The 14,124-nt window shown below is 70.3% G+C and carries 16 protein-coding genes, 1 pseudogene and 1 riboswitch; of the genes and pseudogenes, 12 read left to right on the top strand and 5 right to left on the bottom strand.

All coding sequences use genetic code 11. From position 1 onward, the window contains the following. Positions 1-25 precede the first annotated feature (25 nt). Genes idi through IEX49_RS03475 form a run of 9 tightly spaced genes read left to right on the top strand, consistent with a single transcriptional unit; the run spans position 26 to position 7,414 of the window. A complete protein-coding gene (gene idi, locus IEX49_RS03515; protein WP_229672194.1) occupies positions 26-589 on the top strand; it encodes an isopentenyl-diphosphate Delta-isomerase in 564 nt (187 codons plus the stop codon). Continuing rightward, positions 586-1,761, top strand: a complete 1,176-nt coding sequence (locus tag IEX49_RS03510; protein ID WP_188804309.1) for a polyprenyl synthetase family protein — start codon at positions 586-588, stop codon at positions 1,759-1,761. Before idi ends, IEX49_RS03510 begins: the two co-directional genes overlap by 4 nt. Then, positions 1,758-2,609, top strand: coding sequence for a phytoene/squalene synthase family protein (locus IEX49_RS03505; protein ID WP_188804307.1), 852 nt, complete (start codon positions 1,758-1,760; stop codon positions 2,607-2,609). The genes IEX49_RS03510 and IEX49_RS03505 overlap by 4 nt, the downstream gene beginning before the upstream one ends. Beyond that, positions 2,606-4,360, top strand: coding sequence for a phytoene desaturase family protein (gene crtI / locus IEX49_RS03500; RefSeq protein WP_188804305.1), 1,755 nt, complete (start codon positions 2,606-2,608; stop codon positions 4,358-4,360). The genes IEX49_RS03505 and crtI overlap by 4 nt, the downstream gene beginning before the upstream one ends. Beyond that, positions 4,357-4,758, top strand: coding sequence for a lycopene cyclase domain-containing protein (locus IEX49_RS03495; RefSeq protein WP_188804303.1), 402 nt, complete (start codon positions 4,357-4,359; stop codon positions 4,756-4,758). The genes crtI and IEX49_RS03495 overlap by 4 nt, the downstream gene beginning before the upstream one ends. Then, positions 4,755-5,132, top strand: a complete 378-nt coding sequence (locus IEX49_RS03490; RefSeq protein ID WP_188804301.1) for a lycopene cyclase domain-containing protein — start codon at positions 4,755-4,757, stop codon at positions 5,130-5,132. The genes IEX49_RS03495 and IEX49_RS03490 overlap by 4 nt, the downstream gene beginning before the upstream one ends. Then, positions 5,129-6,013, top strand: a complete 885-nt coding sequence (locus IEX49_RS03485; RefSeq protein WP_188804299.1) for a prenyltransferase — start codon at positions 5,129-5,131, stop codon at positions 6,011-6,013. The genes IEX49_RS03490 and IEX49_RS03485 overlap by 4 nt, the downstream gene beginning before the upstream one ends. After that, positions 6,003-6,620 carry a DUF2238 domain-containing protein gene (locus IEX49_RS03480; protein ID WP_188804297.1) on the top strand — a complete coding sequence of 206 codons (618 nt, stop codon included), beginning with the start codon at positions 6,003-6,005 and terminating at the stop codon, positions 6,618-6,620. The genes IEX49_RS03485 and IEX49_RS03480 overlap by 11 nt, the downstream gene beginning before the upstream one ends. Positions 6,621-6,676: 56 nt before the next feature. Then, positions 6,677-7,414: a glycosyltransferase family 2 protein gene (locus tag IEX49_RS03475; RefSeq protein WP_229672192.1), complete on the top strand. Its 738-nt coding sequence runs from the start codon at positions 6,677-6,679 to the stop codon at positions 7,412-7,414. A 258-nt stretch (positions 7,415-7,672) separates the two neighbouring features. Here the strand turns inward: IEX49_RS03475 and thiD are convergent, their stop codons facing one another. The 5 genes from thiD to thiO form a co-directional block, all read right to left on the bottom strand. Then, the gene (gene thiD, locus IEX49_RS03470; RefSeq protein WP_229672190.1) at positions 7,673-8,491 is read right to left on the bottom strand and encodes a bifunctional hydroxymethylpyrimidine kinase/phosphomethylpyrimidine kinase; all 819 of its coding nucleotides are present in this window, start codon (positions 8,489-8,491) and stop codon (positions 7,673-7,675) included. A gap of 151 nt (positions 8,492-8,642) precedes the next feature. Continuing rightward, positions 8,643-9,827, bottom strand: a complete 1,185-nt coding sequence (gene moeB, locus IEX49_RS03465) for a molybdopterin-synthase adenylyltransferase MoeB (RefSeq protein ID WP_188804293.1) — start codon at positions 9,825-9,827, stop codon at positions 8,643-8,645. Further along, positions 9,824-10,660 (bottom strand): thiazole synthase, encoded by an 837-nt coding sequence (locus tag IEX49_RS03460; RefSeq protein ID WP_188804291.1) that lies wholly within the window; start codon positions 10,658-10,660, stop codon positions 9,824-9,826. The genes moeB and IEX49_RS03460 overlap by 4 nt, the downstream gene beginning before the upstream one ends. A gap of 3 nt (positions 10,661-10,663) precedes the next feature. Then, positions 10,664-10,903: a sulfur carrier protein ThiS gene (thiS, locus tag IEX49_RS03455; RefSeq protein WP_115932244.1), complete on the bottom strand. Its 240-nt coding sequence runs from the start codon at positions 10,901-10,903 to the stop codon at positions 10,664-10,666. Continuing rightward, positions 10,903-12,201 (bottom strand): glycine oxidase ThiO, encoded by a 1,299-nt coding sequence (thiO, locus tag IEX49_RS03450; RefSeq protein WP_188804289.1) that lies wholly within the window; start codon positions 12,199-12,201, stop codon positions 10,903-10,905. Before thiO ends, thiS begins: the two co-directional genes overlap by 1 nt. After that, positions 12,196-12,297: riboswitch (TPP riboswitch) on the bottom strand. Its footprint overlaps the gene before it by 6 nt. Positions 12,298-12,312: 15 nt before the next feature. Between thiO and IEX49_RS03445 the strand changes: the two genes are divergently transcribed. From IEX49_RS03445 to IEX49_RS03440, 3 genes and pseudogenes are all read left to right on the top strand, one after another. After that, on the top strand, positions 12,313-12,708 hold the full coding sequence (locus tag IEX49_RS03445; protein WP_245952253.1) for a thiamine phosphate synthase: 396 nt from the start codon (positions 12,313-12,315) through the stop codon (positions 12,706-12,708). Beyond that, positions 12,620-12,820 (top strand): thiamine phosphate synthase, encoded by a 201-nt coding sequence (locus IEX49_RS17000; protein ID WP_268237700.1) that lies wholly within the window; start codon positions 12,620-12,622, stop codon positions 12,818-12,820. Before IEX49_RS03445 ends, IEX49_RS17000 begins: the two co-directional genes overlap by 89 nt. A gap of 57 nt (positions 12,821-12,877) precedes the next feature. Beyond that, positions 12,878-14,067 (top strand): annotated as a pseudogene (locus tag IEX49_RS03440) (ISL3 family transposase); the annotation flags it as partial. Between the last annotated feature and the right edge of the window lie 57 nt (positions 14,068-14,124).

Here is a 14,124-nt window from a genome sequence, read left to right as displayed (position 1 = left end):
GTTGTGATCGCGTGAGGGAGAGCCAGTGAGCACCGTTCCGGAAGACCACGTGGTGCTGGTGGACGAACACCGCAACGCCCAGGGCCTCGCTCCTCGTGCCACGGTCCACACCACGGACACCCCACTGCATCTGGCGTTCTCCTGCTATGTCTTCCGGCCGAACGGGGACCTCCTCCTCACGCGCCGTTCCCTCGCGAAGGTGGCCTGGCCCGGGGTCTGGACCAATTCGTTCTGCGGTCACCCGAGGCTCGACGAGTCGTATGAGCAGACCATCGAGCGGTATGCCGCCCATGAACTCGGCCTGCAGGTCAAGTGGCTCCACTGCGCGCTCCCGGACTTCCGCTACCGTGCCGTCGATGCCTCCGGGATCGTCGAGAACGAGATCTGCCCCGTCTACGTGGCCACAGCCCACGGTGACCCCGTGCCGAACCCGGACGAGGTCATGGATTATCGCTGGGTCCCCGCCGGCGAGGTCGCGGCTCTCGTTCGGGCCGCCCCCTGGGCCGTGAGCCCCTGGATGGCCGAACAACTCCCCGGGGTGCTCGCCCACCGGACGCATCCGGCCGCGACCGAGGGTGAGAAGGCATGAAGGACGCCCCCGACGGGGTCACGGAGGAACTGGATCGGCTGTTGGCCTCCGGGCTGGACCGCTCCACCCGGCTGGGACAGGACCACCGCGATCTCTGGGACGCACTGTCCCTGGCGTCCGGCGGCGGCAAGCGATTCCGTCCCGGTCTGGCGGTCGCCACGCATGACGCCCTCGGTGGATCCTCGTCCGATTCCGTGGACCGCGTCGGCGCCGCACTGGAACTGCTGCACACGGCCTTCGTGGTGCACGATGACGTGATCGACGGTGACGATGTGCGACGGGGGCGCCCCAATGTCTCGGGGACCTTCGCCGCAGCCGCCCGGGACGCGGGAGCGGACCAGCCCGCAGCCCGTCACTACGGTGAGGCCGCCGGGATCCTGGCCGGCGATCTTGCCCTGGTCTCCGCGGTCCGGCTGGTCGCCCGATGTCAGGCGCCGGCTGCCCTCGTGGACGAGCTGCTGGACCTGCTCGAGGACACCGTGCACGCCACCGCGAGCGGTGAGTTGGCGGACGTTCGGCTCGGTCTGCACCTGAGCGGGCACCCGGTCACCCTGGACGAGGCCCTGCGGGTGGCCGAACAGAAGACCGCCGTCTACTCCTTCCAGCTCCCGCTCCAGGCCGGTGCCATCCTCGCCGGCGCTCCGGCGGACGTCACCGCGGCCCTGGCCCGCCTGGGCCGGCTGGTGGGCATCGGCTTCCAACTGCTGGACGATCTGCTCGGGGTGTTCGGCAACGAGACCCGCACCGGCAAGAGCGCCCTGACGGACCTGCGCGAGGGCAAGCACACCGCCTTGCTGGCCCACGCCCGGACCACCGCGGCCTGGCCCGACCTGCAGGGCCTGGTCGGGGACCCGGACCTGGACCACCACGACGCCGGCCGCGCACGTGCCCTGCTCGAAGACTGCGGCGCTCGGGATGCCGTCCAGGAGGTCGCCGACCGTCACCTCGAGGAGGCACTCGCCGCCGCAGCACGGAAGCCGATTCCTGCCGCGCTGGCCCGAGTCCTCACCGACCTGGTCCGCGACATCCGGGACACCGCCGTGCTGGCCCTCGACGATCCACGGACTGTCAGGAGCGTGGACGCCTCGACGTCGTCACCCGCGGTGGCCCCGCCGGACGCAGCGGCTGAACCGGCACAGTTCGCTGACGCCTCCAGGGCGGGGGCCCGATGAACGCGCCGGCCACCAACCGTTACGACCGGGTGGCCCAGGCCAGTGCCGCCAAGGTGATCAGCGGATACTCGACGTCCTTCGGCTGGGCGTCCCGACTTCTTGCCGAACCCGTCCGCTCCGATGTGCGCAGCATCTACGCGCTGGTGCGGGTGGCCGATGAGATCGTCGACGACCCGGACCCGGTCCTCACGCCGGCACTGAGGGCGGCCCAACTCGACGGTCTCGAAGCCGAGACGATGAAGGCCCTGGAATGCGCCCGCAGCACGAATCTGGTGGTCCATGCGTTCGCGGGTGTGGCTCGGCGGTGCGGGATCGGCACCGGGCTTGTGCAGCCGTTCTTCGCCTCCATGCGGGCGGACCTGAGCCAGAGTTCACATGACAGCCAGAGCCTGTCCGAGTACGTCTACGGTTCGGCGGAGGTGGTGGGGCTGATGTGCCTGAAGGTCTTCACCGCCGGTGACCCCGGGGCCTTCGAACGCCTCGCACCGGCTGCCCGTAGCCTCGGCGCGGCCTTCCAGAAGGTGAACTTCCTCCGGGACCTCGCTGATGATCATGACCTGTTGGGCCGCACCTACTTCCCGGGACTCGACCCGGCGACCTTCAGCGACGCCCACCGGGATGCGCTGCTGGATGACATCGACGCAGACCTGGCCGTGGCCGCCACGGCGATCCCCCACTTGCCGTCCAGCAGCCGGCGCGCGGTCCAGGCCGCCCACGGACTGTTCGCCGCCCTGTCCCGGCGCCTGCGGCAGACCCCGGCCGCGCAGATCCGCCAGGCACGGGTGCGCGTCCCGGACACCGAGAAGGCCCTCATCCTGCTCCGGGCGCTGACGGGACGGGCTACATGAGCGCCGGACGACACTCGAGAACGACGGCGGAGCACGAGATTGCGTCCCACCCCGACGGCGAGAACGTGGTGGTCATCGGTGGCGGCATCGCCGGGCTCGCGTCCGCCGCCCTGCTGGCCCGCGAGGGGTACACCGTGGACCTCGTCGAAGCGCGGGAGTCCTTCGGCGGCCGCGCCGGCAGCTGGGAGCACGAGGGCTTTCGCTTCGACACGGGGCCGTCCTGGTATCTGATGCCGGACGTCTTCGACCACTTCTTCCGGCTCCTCGGCACCACCGCCGAGGCCGAACTCGACCTGCAGCAGCTCGACCCCGCCTACCGGGTCTTCTTCGAGGGACTCGATGGTGATGACGGCGACCCACCCGAACCCCTCGACATCGCCGCGGACCGGGACACCAACATCGCCCGGTTCGAGGCGGTCCAACCGGGGGCCGGCCGAGCCCTGGCACGCTACCTCGACTCGGCGCAGCGCACGTATGACATGGCCATCGAGCGCTTCCTCTACACCTCCTTCTCCTCCATCCGGCCGTTCCTGTCCCGGGGTGTGGCCGGCCAGGCCCACCGGCTCGGACCGCTGCTGCTGCAGTCCTTGGAGAGGTTCGTGGCCCGCCGCTTCACGGATCCGCGGATCCGCCAGGTCCTGGGCTACCCGGCCGTCTTCCTGGGGTCCTCCCCGGACCGCACCCCCGGGATGTACCACCTGATGAGCGCCCTGGACCTGACCGGCGGGGTGCTGTACCCGCAGGGCGGTTTCGGCCACCTCATGGACGTCATGGTCCGGCTGGCCCGCGAGTCCGGCGTGCGCCTGCATGCCGGCACCGCCGCGACCGCCATCCTCACGGAACCTGCTCACAGCGCTCACCCAGCGTCTCGCGATCGCCGTGCCCGCCGGCTGCCGGCCCGCGCCACCGGCGTCCGGGTCCGCGGACGGGACGGGGAGGAGCGGGAGCTGCCGGCCGGCGTCGTGGTCTCCGCCGCGGACCTGCACCATACGGAGACGACCCTGCTGCCGCGCCCGCTGCAGACGTTCCCCGAGGATTGGTGGCACCGGCGCACGAGCGGGCCGGGCGGTGTCCTGGTGATGCTGGGGGTGCGGGGCACGCTGCCGGAGATGCCGCATCACAGCCTGTTCTTCACGCGGGACTGGAAAGCCAACTTCTCCGCCATCGCCGCCGGAACCGTGCCGGAACCGGCCTCGGTCTACGTGTGCAAGCCCTCGGCCACGGACCCGGGGGTGGCCCCGGAGGGACACGAGAACCTCTTCATCCTGGTGCCCATGCCGGCCGATCCGGACCTGGGCCGGGGCGGCCTCGACGGCAACGGTGATCCGATGATCGAGTCGATCGCGGACGCCGCCCTCGAGCAGGTGGCCCGCTGGGCCGGCATCCCGGACCTGGCCGAGCGGACCGTGGTCCGCCGCACCGTGGGACCCAGGGACTTCGCCGAGGACCTGGGTGCCTGGCGCGGAGGCATCCTGGGGCCGGCCCACACGCTGGCCCAGAGCGCCTTCTTCCGAGCCGGCAATGTCTCCCGGCGTGTGTCGGGGCTGTACTACGCCGGTTCCAGCACCATCCCCGGCATCGGCCTGCCGATGTGCCTGATCAGCGCCGAGATCCTGCTCAAGCGCTTGCGCGGGGACCACTCCGCCGCACCGCTGCCGGAACCGGAACCGTCTCCCGCGGAGGCGCTTGGGGCGCCGTCGTCTGCTCCCGAGAGTCCCGGCACCCCGCTGACCATCCAGGGGCGGCCATGACGGCGTTTCTCTACCTCGCCGCCCTGCTCGTCTCGACCGGCTGCATGGCGCTGCTCGATCACCGCTTCCGGCTCGTACTCTGGCGCGCGCCGCGGGCCGGGGCGATCACCGTGGCCATCGGCATCGCGTTCTTCCTTGCCTGGGACCTGGCGGCAATCGCCTCCCAGCACTATGCCGCCGGCCAGAGCGCGGGCATGACGGGCATCATGCTCGCCCCCGAGCTGCCGTTGGAGGAGATCGTCTTCATCACCTTCCTCTCCTACCTCACCCTGGTGCTGCGCGGGCTGATCGTCCTCGTCCTGCGCCGGGCCGGCCGTGGTGGATCCACCGGAAGCACCCTGCCCGACGCCGGCGGACCAGCCCCGCGCCCGGCCGCCGGTCAGGAGGTGGGAGAGTGAGCTACATAGCGCTCGCCGGGCTCTTCCTGCTGCTCCCGGTGGCCGTGGCCGCCTACGCCTCCTGGCGCTGCCGACTGGGGCAGCGGTGGTGGGCCGCCACCGGATTGACCATCGCCGTCCTGGTGGCGCTGACCGTGGTGTTCGACAACCTGATGATCGCCGCCGACCTGTTCCGGTACAACGAGGAGCTGCTCACCGGCTGGCGGGTGGGGCTGGCCCCGATCGAGGACCTGGTCTGGCCGGTGGCGGCGGGACTGCTGCTGCCCGCGGTCAGCGCCCTGCTGTCCAGGACGAGGCGGGACGGGTCGAGCCGAGACGAGACAGGATGGACTGACACGGAGCAGCAGGAGACGGGACGGGAGGTGGAGGCATGACGGTCACGGCCACCGCCCCGGAGGCGGCCCGCCAGCTGCTCGGGTCCTCCCGCCCGATCAGCTGGGTCAACACCGCCTATCCGTTCGCCGCGGCGTATCTGATGGCCGGCGGCAGCTCCACCCTCGAGCTGATCGTCGGCACCCTGTTCTTCCTGTTCCCGTACAACCTGTTGATGTACGGAATCAATGACGTGTTCGACTACGAGTCCGACCTACGCAACCCGCGCAAGGGCGGGGTGGAGGGCATCGTCCTCTCCGACCGGTGGCACCGGCTGACCCTGTGGTCTGCCGGGCTGCTATCGCTGCCCTTCGTGGTGTTCCTGCTGATGGCCGGCACGGTTGTGTCCGGCGTGGTGCTCGCGGTGGCGCTGGCCGCCGTCGTGGGATATTCGGCTCCGCGGATCCGGCTGAAGGAACGTCCGCTGCTGGACTCCATGACCTCGTCCACGCACTTCGTGGGCCCCGCGGTCTTCGGGCTGGCGCTGGCCGAGGCCCCGCCGACCCTGACCGTGGTGGCCTCCATGGTCGCGTTCTTCTTCTGGGGCATGGCATCGCAGGCCTTCGGCGCGGCGCAGGACGTCACGGCGGACCGGCAGGCCGGCATCGGCTCCATCGCCACCGCACTGGGAGCCCGCGGAGCCGTCCGCACCGCGGTGGTCCTCTACGCCGCCGCCGGACTCGTGATGCTGCTGGCCGGGTGGCCCGGTGCCCTGGCCGGGGTGCTGGTGCTGCCCTACATCGTCAGCATCCTGCCGTTCCGGTCCCTGCCGGATGAGCGCTGCGAGGAGGCGAACCGGGGCTGGCGCCGGTTCCTCTGGCTCAACATGGTGACCGGATTCCTGGTGACCCTGCTGCTGATCTGGATCGCCCGTGGCGGCTGAGGCGAACGCCAGCCCCGCGGCACGCCTGTGGCAGGAGGCCGTGCGGACGCTGCGGGTGGACGGACCGCTGCCCGCCCGGCTGATCGCCGACGCCGCCGCCCTGCTCACGCTTCTGAGTCTGGTCCTGGGACTGTGGGACAGCGGGGTGGCCGTGGCCTTGTACTCCCTGGTGCTCCTGGGCCAGACCGTGATCCGCCTGGCCCCGCTACGGGGATCTGTCCAGGCTGGAACCGCCGTCATCCTGCTGGTTGCCGCCTGGGCGGCCCTGCTGGACGCGTACCAGCTGATCCCGTGGCTCGACCTCGTCATGCACGTGGTGGCCACCGGCCTCCTGGCCGCCATCGGTACCGCCGCGCTGCTGCGTAGCGGCTGGCTGCAGACGGGTCCCTCAGCCGGCCGCGCTGGCCAGACCCTGCTCACCGCCGGATTGGGCGCCCTGCTGGCCGTGCTCTGGGAGGTGGGCGAGTGGTTCGGCCACACCCTGCTCGATCCCGCCATCCAGGTCGGCTACGAAGACACGATGGGTGACCTGGCCGCCGGGGTGCTCGGCGCGCTGCTGGCCGGGCTGTTGCTGGACCGGCTCGTGAAGGACGGGCCGTGGCCCTGAGTTCCGAGACGCACGGTTCAGTGCCAGTACCAGCACCAGCTCCGAAGCGGGAGTTGGTGAGTGTGGTGATCCCCGCCCGAGACGACGCCGTCCTGCTGGACCGGTGCCTGCTCGCCCTGGCGCAGCAGACCGTGGCGCCGGCCGAGGTGATCGTGGTGGACAACGCCTCCGAGGACACCACAGCGGCTGTGGCCGCGTTCCACGGGGCGCGCGTGCTGGTGGAACCGACGGTCGGCATCTGGGCCGCGGCCGCCACCGGTTACGACGCCGCCGAAGCCCCGGTCATCGCCCGCCTCGACGCCGACTCGCTGCCCCGCCCAGACTGGGTCGAGCAGATCACCGAGGCCATGGCGCAGCGCCCGGAGGCCGCCGCAGTCACCGGCTGGGGTCGTTTCGTGGACCTGCCCCGGCTGATCGGCATCCCTGCGGCTGCGGTGTACCTGGGGGCCTACTACGCCCTCGGTTACGCGGCGACCGCCCGGGCGCCGCTGTGGGGCTCGAACATGGCCATCCGTCGGTCGGTCTGGCGGGAGGTGCGAGGCCGGGTGCACCGCACGGAGCGGGAAGTGCATGACGACATGGACCTGGCCCTCGCGTTGGGGCCTCACCACATCGTGGCCACCGTGCCCCGCATCGTGGTGGGGGTCTCGGCCCGCTCACTGCGCGGGATGGCCCAGCTCGGCCGCCGTTTCCACCGCGCCCTGCGCACCCTGTCCCTCAATTGGTCTCGGGTGCCCCCGTGGAAACGGTGGGCCCTGCGGTTCGGGTGGGGTGTTCGCCATGCGCCCCACTGACGGTTCTGAGTGCACGCACTGGCTGTTGCCCGTCAACCCCGCCGCCCACGCTGAACGTCTGCCTGCAGATTGGCGGACGAGGCACGACGCGACGGGTGTCTGGGAAGCGATCGGCCGGACCCAGGCGATCGACCGGTGGTGTCTGAGCAGTGGCTTCCGCACGATGCGGCCCGGCGGATTAGCCCCAATACCGTTCGATCAGATCACGATCGCCTCTTCCGACTGGCGATCCGCTGGTGGATCATGTGCCGGTCTGGATCATGGCGACTTCCAGAGATCGTAGAAGTGGTGGACGGGTCCGGGGCCCTGGCCGATCTCGAGGGAGTCCGCGGCCCGCAGGGCCCCGGTCAGCCAAGACTTTGCCCGGTCTACCGTCTGCGGCCATGACGCGCAGCGCGGTACCAGGGCGGCCATGGCCGAGGACAGCGAGCAGCCGGTGCCGTGGGTATTGGCCGTCGGCACCCGCGGCCCGGTGAACAGGTGCTCTCCGTCGGCGTTGAGCCACAGGTCGGTGGCATGCCCACCAGCCAGATGCCCGCCCTTCAGGAGCACCCGCCGGGCGCCGATGTCGAGCAGGGCCCGGGCCTGGGTGCGCATGCCTTCCATGTCGGTGGCCTCTGCCTGGTCGAGCAGGACCGCGGCCTCGGGGATGTTGGGGGTGATGACAGAGCTGTAGGGCAACATCTCGCGGATGGCAGCCACGGCGTCGTCGGCCAGGAGGCGCGAGCCGCTGGTGGAGACCATCACCGGGTCCAGCACCACGGCCGGACCCTGTCCTTCGGCCAGCTCGCGCAGGAAGTCCGCCACGGTGCGCACGGTCGGGGCGCCGGCGAGCATCCCGATCTTGATGGCGTCCACGGGTATGTCCGCCAGAAGGGTGTCGAGCTGGGCGCGGACGAACTCCGGGGGGACGGCGTGCACGCCGGTCACGCCCTGGGTGGACTGGGCAGTCAGCGCGGTGATCACGGCGGTGCCATAGACGCCCAACGCCGAGAACGTCTTGAGATCGGCCTGGATGCCAGCCCCGCCGGAAGGGTCCGAGCCGGCGATCGTCAGGGCGACCGGTGGTCTGCTCACGAGTTCACTGCCCCCCACCCAGTTCTGCCGGCGTGGGTCGGACCTCTGCCGGGCCGGTATCAGAAGGTACGGAGTCTTCAGGCACGGACATCCGCGGTGTTCCTCTCGCTTGCATTCGGTGGACCTGTGGACTTCGTGGCGTCGGGCTGGCTCAGTAGGCAGGTTTCTCCGGTTCGACCTGCGCCACCCAGGCCAGTACCCCGCCCTCGAGGTGGCGGATGTTCTCCTCCCGCCCTGCGAAGTACGGGCGCAGCGTGGCCAGGGCGGTGGCGGAGCGGGTCCCGGCCTTGCAGTGCAGCACGAGGTCGGCGCCGCGGGTCTCCGCTGGCAGTGCGGCTTCTCGGCGGTCGAGCAGCTCCTGCAGCGGAACGGGCCGTGCGCCCGGTATGCTCACCAGCTCGCGTTCCCAGTCCTCGCGGACATCCACCAGGGTGAAGGCAGCCTCCCCGCGATTCCGGCGCTCGAGCAGGTCCGCCAGCTCGGGGGCGGTCAGCGTCTCGTGCGGGGCGACCGCGGCATCGCCCGGTACGGCGAAGTTGAGGTCAAGGTCGTTCACAGCTGTGACCGGGACCGCGTCTGGGTCCGGGTCCAGACGGAGTTCCCGCCAGGTCATCTCCAGGGCGTCGTGCACCAGGACCCGTCCGACCAGGGGATCCCCGATGCCGGTGATGAGCTTGATGGCCTCGGTGGCCATGATGGAGCCGATCGTGGCCGGAAGCACCCCCACCACCCCGCCCTCAGCGCAGCTGGGCACCTTCCCGGGCGGTGGAGCCTCGGGGTAGAGGTCCCGGTAGGTGGGTCCGTGCCCGGCCCAGAAGACGCTGACCTGCCCCTGGAAGCGCAGGATCGAGCCCCACACGCACGGTCGGCCGGTCAACGTCGCGGCGTCGCTGACCAGGTACCGGGTGGTGAAGTTGTCCGCGCCGTCCAGTACCAGGTCGTACTGGCCCACCAGGTCCACGGCATTGTCCGCGGTGAGTCGGACCGCGTGGGTCCGCACCTCCACCAGGGGGTTGAGCCGGGCCACCGCGTCGGCGGCGGAGTCCGTCTTGGGCCGACCGAGGTCGGCAACCGTGTGGATTACTTGGCGTTGCAGGTTGGAGACCGCCACCACGTCGTCGTCGACGATCGCCAGGGTTCCGACCCCGGCGGCGGCCAGATACTGCAGGGCCGGGGCGCCCAGACCGCCGGCCCCGATGACCAGGACCCGGGCGTTCTTGAGTCGCCGCTGTCCGATGGCCCCGACCTGGGGCAGGGACAGGTGGCGGGCATAGCGCCCGATCTCCTCCAGGGTCAGCTCGGGGCCGGGTTCCACGAGCGGGGGCAGCGAGCTCATCGGCCCTCCCGGACGGGTGCCCAGTCTCCGCGCGGCACGTCCTCCGGGTCGTCGGTGTCGACCAATCCGGTCATGGGTGAGGAGGCCACGGCGTGGCGGCGCGCGGGGATGCGACCGGCACCAGCGGCCAGCCGTCCGGCGGCCACGGCGTGGCGCATGGCAGTGGCCATGGCCACGGGATCCTGGGCCCGGGTCACCGCGCTGGCCAGCAGCACGGCGTCGCAGCCCAGTTCCATGGCCAGGGCGGCCTCGGAGGCGGTGCCGATGCCCGCGTCGAGGACCACGGGCACGTCGGCGCGGGAGGTGATGAGCTCGATGTTGTGCGGGTTGAGGATGCCGAGCCCGGTGCCGATGGGTGCGCCCAAGGGCATGACGGCGGCGGCGCCGAGGTCCTCCAGGCGGTGGGCGACGGCCGGGTCGTCGGAGGTGTAGGCGAAGACCTTGAAGCCGCGGGCCACCAGCTGTTCGGTGGCGTCCAGCAGTTCGACGACGTCGGGCAGCAGCGTGTCCTCGTCGGCGATGACTTCGAGTTTGACCCAGTCGGTCTCCAGCGCCTCCCGGCCCAATTCGGCGGTCAATAGGGCGTCGCGGGCGGTGTAGCAGCCGGCGGTGTTGGGCAGGATCCGGATGCCGTTGCGCTCGAGCAGGGAGAACAGCGTGTCCCCCTGGCCGGGGGAGTAGCGGCGCAGGGCCACGGTGGTCAACTCGGTCCCGGAGGCGAGAAGGGCCTGCTCCAGGGTGTGCAGGGAGCTCAGACCCCCGGTGCCCATGATCAGTCGGGAGGAGAACTCCGCACCGTCGAGGAGCAGCGGGTCCGGGTGCGGCGTGGTCATGTTTCAGCCTCCTTGGACGGCGGTGATGATCTCGATGCTCTGGCCCTCGACGACGGGCGTGCGGTACCAGCGGCTGCGAGGGAGGACGATGGCGTCCACGGCCACGGCCATGCCCAGGCGGCCCCCGTCCAGCGGGCGGCCGTCGGGGCCCAGGGGCCGGCTGATGGCCTCGGCGACGAGGTCGACGATGGTCGTGTCCTCGGGCACGGCATGCGGGGTGCCGTTGAGGGTGATGGCGGTCATCAGGTCCTCCTGTTCTCGGGGGCGGAAGCTTGGGCGGCGACCGTGCGCCGAGCGAGGCCCGAGGGGTCGAAGCGGTGGGGGTCGGTAGTGGTCAGGTGCGCGGCGTCGGCGTCCGGATCGGTCCCCGCCTGATCGGTGACCAGCTGGGCGGCAAGGCGAGCGGCCAGTGGGGTGAGCAGCACCCCGTGGCGGAAATGACCAGTGGAGACCACCAGGCCGGGCACGGGTTCGCCGTCGGGCGTGCGGATGCGGCCGAGGTAGGGCGCGTCGTCGGGGGTACCGGGGCGGGCGCGGGCCATGACCTCCCTGAGCTCCAGGTCGGCAACGCCCGGCACGAGGGCCTGGGCGTCGCGCAACAGGCGAAACACCCCGCCGGCGCTGACGCCACCCAGGTCGTCCTCGCGAGACGTGGCACCGATCACGATCGTGCCGTCGACGCGCGGCACGAGGTAGACCGGCACCCCGTGGACCAGGCCACGAACGGTGCGCTCGATCAGTCGCTGCGGGCCAGCGGGGAGCCGGGCGCGAAGGATGTCTCCATGTACCGGACGAAGCGGCAACCGACAGGTGTCAGGCAGGCCATCCAGTGCACCGGTACCCATACCCAGGGCCAGGATCGTCTCGTCAGCAACCACATCCTGACCGTCCGTCAGTACGATACCGGTGACCACGCCCTGCCCGTCCCACAACAGTGCCCTGGCCTGCACGCGGAGAAGGCGCACTGGCCCACCATCCACGTCACCGGCGAGGAGCACCCCGGTCACGTCTCGCTCGACCAGGGCCGCCAGCAACCCGGTCACCAGTCGGCGCGGGTCGATCTGGTGGTCGGTGGGGATGCGGAACGCCGCGGACAGACGCGGGGTCAGGGCCGGTTCCAGGGAACGGGCCGCGCGGAGGGTCAGCGGTTCCACCGCCATGCCATGGCTCAGTTGCAATTGGCGAAGGTCAGCCAGTGCCTGCCGGTCGGAGGAGTCGACTCCGCAGACCAGGGTCTCGGTGGCCCGGTACCCCACGGATGCTCCGGCAGCCTGCTCGACGGAAGCAGCGAAGCCCGGGTATTCGGCAGCCGAAGCGCCCATCAGCGGGTACAAGGACTCCTGCTGGTACTGGACTTCGCTGACCGGAGCCAGCATGCCGGCCGCCGCCCGCGACGCCCCCGCCCCCGGGTCTGGGTCGATCAACGCGACGGAGCGACCGCGGCGGCGCAACTCCCAAGCGGTGGCCAAGCCAACCAGCCCGGCGCCCACGACGGCGACGTCGACCGCTCTAGTCCCGACACCAGGATGCACAGAATTCACCGGCACGTCCTTTCCTCCGGCGGCATGACCCGCATCAGGTGTGGCGGTCGGCGCTCAAGCCTTCTCAGCCCCCGAGGGGCTCCCGCAGAACCCGCTGACTATCACCAGCGTGTGACCCACCATACCCCCGCGTTCCCCGTACCAGCAGACCGCAACTCGCGCCGTGCCCGCGCCGAAAGGCTCGCCGACGCCCGGCTCTACCTATGCACCGACGCCCGCCAGCAACAGGGTGACCTCGAGGATGTCCTGAAGGCCGCGTTCGCCGGTGGGGTCGACATCATCCAGTTGCGGGACAAGACCTTGGACACCGATGCGGAGATCTCCGCACTGCACCTGCTGGCCGACGTGGCGGGCGAAAACGAGAAACTGTTCGCGGTCAACGACCGGGCCGACGTGGCGGCCCCACGTCGGCGCGGACATCTTCCACATCGGCCAGCACGATCTCTCCCCCGCCCAGGCACGGTCCTTACTCGGCTCCGAGGTGCTGATCGGACGTTCCACCCCTGATCTCGATCAGGCCCGTGCGGCAGTCGAGGATCCCGAGGTCGATTACTGGCTCATCACAAATAGGGGTGTAGATGGTTCCCCCGGGGGTGGCGGCGCGTCGATGTCTGGGTAGAGGTCGAGGCCTTCCGATGATGGAAGTTCTCACACTGCCCATCGGGAAGACCTCGACGTGCCTAACGCTACCTTCGACGACTGTGACCTGACCAAGTTCTGCCGCCTCGACGAGCTCGGCCTCGTAGCCGTCGGCCAACGCCTGGAACCCGGACGGGCCGTGCTGGCCTGCCGGGTGGTGGAGCCAGATGACTGGTGCCATCGCTGCGGATCCCAAGGAACTCCACGCGGCACTGTGATCCGGCAGCTGGCGCACGAACCGGTGGGCTGGCGGCCCACCACCCTGCAGATCACCGTGCGCCGCTACCGGTGCGAGGACTGCGCCCATGTCTGGCGCCAAGACACCACGAAGGCGGCCGAGCCCATGGCCAAACTCTCACGCCGTGCACTGCGGTGGGCGCTTGAAGCGCTCGTGCTGCAGCACCTGACCATCGCCCGGGTCGCCGAGTCCCTGGCTGTGCGGTGGAACACCGCCAACGACGCCGTGCTGGCCGAGGGTCAACGCCTGCTGATCAACGACCCCACCCGGTTCGACGGAGTCACGGCGATCGGCGTGGACGAGCACGTGTGGCGACACACCCGGCGTGGGGACAAGTACGTCACCGTGATCATCGATCTCACCCCGCTGCGGGCCGGGACCGGCCCGGCCCGCCTGTTGGACATGGTGGAAGGCCGGTCGAAGAAGGTGTTCAAGACCTGGCTGGCCGAACGAGACCAGGACTGGCAGGACGGCATCGACGTCGTGGCCATGGACGGGTTCACCGGCTTCAAGACCGCCGCCGAGGATGAGGTCCCGAGGCGGTGGCGGTCATGGATCCCTTCCACGTAGTCCGGCTGGCCGGAGATGCCGTCGAGCGTTGCCGGCGCCGGGTCCAGCAACAGGTCCACGGCCACCGGGGACGGAAGACTGACCCGCTCTACAAGGCCCGCCGCACATTGCTCACTGGTGCGGACCTACTCACGGACAGGCAGTACTCCCGGATTCAGGCTGTCTTCGAGGGCGATGAGCACGTGGAGGTTGAGGCGACGTGGGCGTTCTACCAGCACATAGTCGCCGCTTACCGGCAACCGGACAGAGCCAAGGGCAAGACGATGATGCAGTCACTGATCGCCAAGCTGGGCCGTGCAGTGCCGAAGAAGCTCACGGAGCTGGCCGCGTTGGGCCGGACGTTGAAGAAGCGGTCGGCGGACATCTTGGCCTACTTCGATCGGCCCGGGACCTCGAACGGACCCACGGAGGCCATCAACTGAGTATTTGAGGGCCTGAGAGCCACCCAGTATTGCCTTTCAGAGCCACTTGTATTG

This window comes from Citricoccus zhacaiensis (genome assembly GCF_014645315.1).
Taxonomy (GTDB): domain Bacteria; phylum Actinomycetota; class Actinomycetes; order Actinomycetales; family Micrococcaceae; genus Citricoccus; species Citricoccus zhacaiensis.
The sequence above is the reverse complement of the archived record's forward strand: the minus strand, read 5'-3'. Positions and strand labels throughout refer to the sequence as shown.

What these genes read in the sequence shown, in the direction of transcription:
- crtI (WP_188804305.1), top strand. Translation starts at nt 2,606, where the DNA reads ATGAGCGCCGGACGACACTCGAGAACGACGGCGGAGCACGAGATTGCG.
- IEX49_RS03495 (WP_188804303.1), top strand. Translation starts at nt 4,357, where the DNA reads ATGACGGCGTTTCTCTACCTCGCCGCCCTGCTCGTCTCGACCGGCTGC.
- IEX49_RS03460 (WP_188804291.1), bottom strand. Translation starts at nt 10,660, where the DNA reads ATGACCACGCCGCACCCGGACCCGCTGCTCCTCGACGGTGCGGAGTTC.
- IEX49_RS03510 (WP_188804309.1), top strand. Translation starts at nt 586, where the DNA reads ATGAAGGACGCCCCCGACGGGGTCACGGAGGAACTGGATCGGCTGTTG.
- IEX49_RS03505 (WP_188804307.1), top strand. Translation starts at nt 1,758, where the DNA reads ATGAACGCGCCGGCCACCAACCGTTACGACCGGGTGGCCCAGGCCAGT.
- thiS (WP_115932244.1), bottom strand. Translation starts at nt 10,903, where the DNA reads ATGACCGCCATCACCCTCAACGGCACCCCGCATGCCGTGCCCGAGGAC.
- IEX49_RS03485 (WP_188804299.1), top strand. Translation starts at nt 5,129, where the DNA reads ATGACGGTCACGGCCACCGCCCCGGAGGCGGCCCGCCAGCTGCTCGGG.
- moeB (WP_188804293.1), bottom strand. Translation starts at nt 9,827, where the DNA reads ATGAGCTCGCTGCCCCCGCTCGTGGAACCCGGCCCCGAGCTGACCCTG.